Source organism: Sulfurimonas sp. (genome assembly GCF_032250635.1).
Taxonomy (GTDB): Bacteria; Campylobacterota; Campylobacteria; order Campylobacterales; family Sulfurimonadaceae; genus Sulfurimonas.
The window spans coordinates 1-4,340 of sequence record NZ_JAVVFL010000185.1 but is presented as its reverse complement, the minus strand read 5'-3'; the positions used below and the strand labels follow the sequence as shown (position 1 = coordinate 4,340).

The 4,340-nt window shown below is 38.6% G+C and carries 7 protein-coding genes; 5 read left to right on the top strand and 2 right to left on the bottom strand.

Translation table 11 applies throughout. The features are described from left to right. The 5 genes from purS to crcB form a co-directional block, all read left to right on the top strand. Window positions 1-168 (top strand): phosphoribosylformylglycinamidine synthase subunit PurS (gene purS / locus RQ763_RS10030; protein WP_314152778.1); only part of this gene is annotated, 168 nt, incomplete at its 5' end. Continuing rightward, window positions 165-839: a phosphoribosylformylglycinamidine synthase subunit PurQ gene (gene purQ / locus RQ763_RS10025; protein ID WP_314152776.1), complete on the top strand. Its 675-nt coding sequence runs from the start codon at window positions 165-167 to the stop codon at window positions 837-839. The genes purS and purQ, both read left to right, overlap by 4 nt. After that, the gene (locus tag RQ763_RS10020; protein WP_314152774.1) at window positions 836-1,981 is read left to right on the top strand and encodes a hypothetical protein; all 1,146 of its coding nucleotides are present in this window, start codon (window positions 836-838) and stop codon (window positions 1,979-1,981) included. Before purQ ends, RQ763_RS10020 begins: the two co-directional genes overlap by 4 nt. Continuing rightward, window positions 1,959-2,657 (top strand): lysophospholipid acyltransferase family protein, encoded by a 699-nt coding sequence (locus tag RQ763_RS10015; RefSeq protein WP_314152772.1) that lies wholly within the window; start codon window positions 1,959-1,961, stop codon window positions 2,655-2,657. The genes RQ763_RS10020 and RQ763_RS10015 overlap by 23 nt, the downstream gene beginning before the upstream one ends. After that, on the top strand, window positions 2,626-3,015 hold the full coding sequence (gene crcB / locus RQ763_RS10010) for a fluoride efflux transporter CrcB (RefSeq protein ID WP_314152770.1): 390 nt from the start codon (window positions 2,626-2,628) through the stop codon (window positions 3,013-3,015). The genes RQ763_RS10015 and crcB overlap by 32 nt, the downstream gene beginning before the upstream one ends. On the opposite strand, the gene RQ763_RS10005 is transcribed toward crcB, so the two are convergent. Both RQ763_RS10005 and RQ763_RS10000 read right to left on the bottom strand, forming a co-directional pair. After that, window positions 3,005-3,574 (bottom strand): ABC transporter ATP-binding protein, encoded by a 570-nt coding sequence (locus tag RQ763_RS10005; protein WP_314152768.1) that lies wholly within the window; start codon window positions 3,572-3,574, stop codon window positions 3,005-3,007. The genes crcB and RQ763_RS10005 overlap by 11 nt on opposite strands. Window positions 3,575-3,577: 3 nt before the next feature. Further along, window positions 3,578-4,252 carry a dUTP diphosphatase gene (locus RQ763_RS10000; protein WP_409932381.1) on the bottom strand — a complete coding sequence of 225 codons (675 nt, stop codon included), beginning with the start codon at window positions 4,250-4,252 and terminating at the stop codon, window positions 3,578-3,580. Window positions 4,253-4,340: the final 88 nt, after the last annotated feature.

Sequence of the window (4,340 nt, the reverse complement as noted above, 5' to 3'; positions counted from 1 at the left end):
GAGTCTCTGCACTTTGACAATGTTAGCGATGTTCGTGTCGGAAAACAGATAGTACTAAATCTTGATGAGAGTGATGAGACAAAGGCGATGGCAGATGTTACAAAGATGTGCGAAGAGCTTCTTGCAAACACGGTAATTGAAGATTACAATATAGAGCTGGTAAAATGAAAGTAACTATCTTACAGTTTCCCGGAACAAACTGCGAGTATGACGCGCAATATGCTTTTGAGAAACTTGGTGCTAAGACAGAGATTTTGTGGCACAAGTCGCAGAGTGTTCCAGCCGACACCGACCTTTTAGTGGTTGCCGGAGGATTTAGCTACGGAGATTATCTAAGAAGCGGCGCTATTGCAAAATTCTCTCCTGTTATGAAGGCAGTAACTGAGTATGCAAAGAGCGGCGGAAAAGTTTTAGGAATCTGCAACGGATTTCAAGTGCTAACCGAGGCGAGACTGCTTCCGGGTGCTCTTAAGAGAAACGAGAGTTTGCACTTTATCTCAAAGCATCATCATCTAAAAGTTATCAACAATGATAATATCTTTTTAGAAAAACTAGATAACAGCGATGTCGTTAATATCCCAATTGCTCACCATGACGGAAACTACTACATAGATCAGAATGGATTAAAAGAGCTATACGACAACAATCAGGTTCTTCTAAAGTACTGCGATGCAAACGGGGATGATAAAAATCCAAACGGAAGCGTAGACTCTATTGCCGGTATCTGCAACAAAGAGAGAAACGTTTTTGGTCTTATGCCTCATCCTGAGAGAGCAATGGAGAGTCTTCTTGGAAGTAGTGACGGCATCAAGATGCTTCAAGGGTTTTTACAAGCGTGAGACTCTTACTATTAGCATGCTTTTTTATCTTTAGTGCCTCGCTTGCAAATGCAACGCAGAGTTCAGATACAAGTAGCTATACCGATTCCCAGAATATTAACCAAACAACTTTTATTGCCCAAGAGGAGATACGAAGTCTCCCAAAGGTAATCTATCTAAGCTATGAAGAGGTTCCCTCAAGAGTTTTAAAAGGCGAGATATTTACCGTAACCATCAAGAGTCTCTCTACCGTTAAAGATTTTATGGATATCTCCTATACGCTCTCTAATTCAGAAGGATTAAAGTTCTTGAGTGACTTTCCAAAAAGGAAAAAAGATTCCAAATACTTCTATGAAACTTTTCACTTCCTAGCCACTTCACAGAGCATTAGACTTCCAGATTTTACCGCAACACTCATAGGCAACAACGACGAGGTTTATAGAAGCACTACCCTTCTTGGTCAAAAGTTGAATGTTGTTTCACTAAATCCTAAAAAAGATTTCTCAAATATAGTAGCAAACTCATTTGAGCTATTAGAGTATAAAACCACAAGTTATGACAATGCGCACAATATAATAGTATTTGTAGCAGCGGCTACAAACTGTGACATCTCTGCTCTTAAGTTACACGGTGCCTATAAACAGGGGATTGAGTCTGTTAGCGAATCATACCTTGACTCAAAAATAACATACTACGCAGTAATAGACAAAAATTTGGAAAATCTATCATTTTCATACTTTAATTTAGAAAAAAATAGATTTATCCCTATCTATATACCGATTGTCGTTGATGATGACAGCGTTGCAACACAAAGCGATCTGAAACCAAAAGATCAATCTCGAGAGATGCTAAAGATGGCAATAGCGGGCGCAGTAGCGGTAGTCGCTTCTGTTATCATTTTGTGGAGAAAAAAGTATATCTATCTTCTTTTTATTCTCTTTCCGCTGACATATATAATATATACGGGTCTTCCTTCAAAAGAGGTGTGTTTAAAAGAGGGGTCAAACATCTATCTTCTTCCTCTTTACAACGGAACAATATTTGAGACTGCTCAAGAGAGCTATCATCTCCAAAAAGAGAATGAGGTAGATGGTTGGATAAAAGTACGTCTAGATGATGAAAAGGTAGGTTGGATAAAAAATGAAGATATTTGCTCACGTTAATTGGCTTTTTGCAACCATTATAATTGCAACTTCGCTTACTATTCTAATACTTACATTCCACATTCTGCCTAGGCCATACAGCAGAAAACTCTCTGCCTGGCTTATTAGAATAGGTATATTTTTCACAGTTGAAGTTAAAGGCAAAGAGGATCCTGAGGCTCAGATGTTTTTAGTAAACCACCAGAGCGACTTAGATATTGTGATAATGGAGACAATTAGCTCAAGAGATATCACATGGGTTGCAAAAAAAGAGCTTTTTGATCTTCCTTTCTTTGGTTTGATTCTGAGAATGTCGCAAGATATAGCAGTTGCTAGAGAGAGCAAAACATCACTTATAAAACTTCTAAAAGATGCAAAACGCGTTCTTAAAACAAAGGGAGTCATAACAATGTTTCCTGAGGGAACACGCTCCACAAAAGATACTATGCTGCCATTTAAAGCAGGAGCAAAAATTGTAGCCGACGCCTACAAACTCCGTGTTCAGCCCGTAGTTTTAATGCAGACATCAAGATACTACAATATAAAAAACTTCTACTATAGACCGGGGCGAATAAAAGCAATCTTTTTGGAGTCGTTTGTGGCGGACAAAAGTGATGAGAACTGGCTAAACGATTTAAGAGTAAAAATGCAGAAGGTGTATGATGATGAGCTGGCAAACAATCCTCGCCATAGGTAGCGGCGACTTTATCGGCGCCGTTCTTAGAGCCTACTTTAACGGTCTCATCTCCCACAGAGTGCCTCATGACCTCCCCTATGGAACACTTGGAGTAAACCTAATCGGCAGTTTTTTAATGGGTATGCTAATAGCCTACTTTATGTATACAACCATATTTTCTGTGCATGCAAAGTCTTTCCTCTCTACAGGAATTTTAGGAGCACTCACTACCTACTCCACTTTTGCTATTGAGAGTTTTTTTCTCTTAAACAGCGGACATATTCTTTTAGCAGTGCTTAATATATCTCTTAACGCTTTTGGAACCATTTTTATGGCTGGTGGCGGTTTTTATATAGTAAAGTATTTTCTCAAAGCATAATAATCTCATCAGCGCACCATTTTGCCAAATCTAAATCGTGCGTAATAAGAAGCATTCCCATTCTATCAAGATGTTTGACAAGCATACTCATAACCTCTAGCTGAATAACATTGTCAAGTGCGGAAGTAGGCTCATCAAGCAGGAGCAGATCTGGTTTCATAAGCATTGCACGCAGAATTGAGGCACGTTGAAGCTGTCCGCCTGAGAGTTCATGAGGCAGTTTTAAAAGCAGTTCATAATCAAGGTTTATATTTTTTAAGTAGGGCTCAATCTCATCAACTTTTGCCACATCTTTTATCTGGTTTAAGAGCGTATAGCTTGGATGAAAAGAGCTGTAGGGATCTTGAAAAACCTCAGAGCAGAAGGAGCTTTTAATGCTCCCCTTAAGAGGTTTTAGATTGCCCAGCATAAGTTCAAAGATGGTGCTCTTTCCCGCTCCGCTTGCTCCAACTATCGCCTTTATCTCCCCTTTTTTCAGAGAAAACGAGAGATTCTCAAAAAGCAGCTGTTCTTTATTATAACCAAATGAGAGATTTTCAACTTCTAATATATTGCTCAAATACTAGCTCTTATTTAATGCCAAATAGAGTTTTGTAAGTTCTTTATAGAGATCATCAGGTTTTATATCGCTGTTTTGCTCTAAAATTTTCTTCATAACAACGTTATCCTCCTCCCCCGCCCAAACTTTAATATATGTTCCATCTTTATAACCGTTGTCTTGTCTAAACTGATTTAAGATATTTTTTCCTACATAGAGTTTATAGAGACTCTCTAGGTTAAGTCCGCTCATAATCACTAAATCAAAAAAGTCTGATATAAGTTTCTCAAGGTCAAGCGGACCTCTTGATAGCGTATCTATCATAATCGACTCTATCATATGTATAGTCTCATCCTGATTTGCAAAGAGCTCTTCTTGGGTATCTATCTTTTTAAAACTCTCAGACTCTGAGATGTTTATCGCCAGATCTTCAACCTGCCCTCTTAGAGTTTGTGAGTAGTTCTCTATCGCCAAGCTCATAATAAAGTGCCAAACATCCACAACCTCAACCTGAAGATTGTCCCAATCTGCCTCTTGGTCAATGTTTTTCCAGTGTTTCCATGTAAAGGAGTCTATCATCTCGGCGCACTCCATATAGATACAGCGTCTCCAGTTAATCACCTTGCCATTCTTCGTGATTCCCTCAGTCCATTTATCACCGTTTGTTGCCTCATTCAAATCGGCTTGGAGCTGTAACATCAATAATATCTTATCCACTATTTTTCCTTTAATTTATTTCATAAATTCAAGGGAACCTTTTTCCCATTATTTTATCACGACAAAGGAA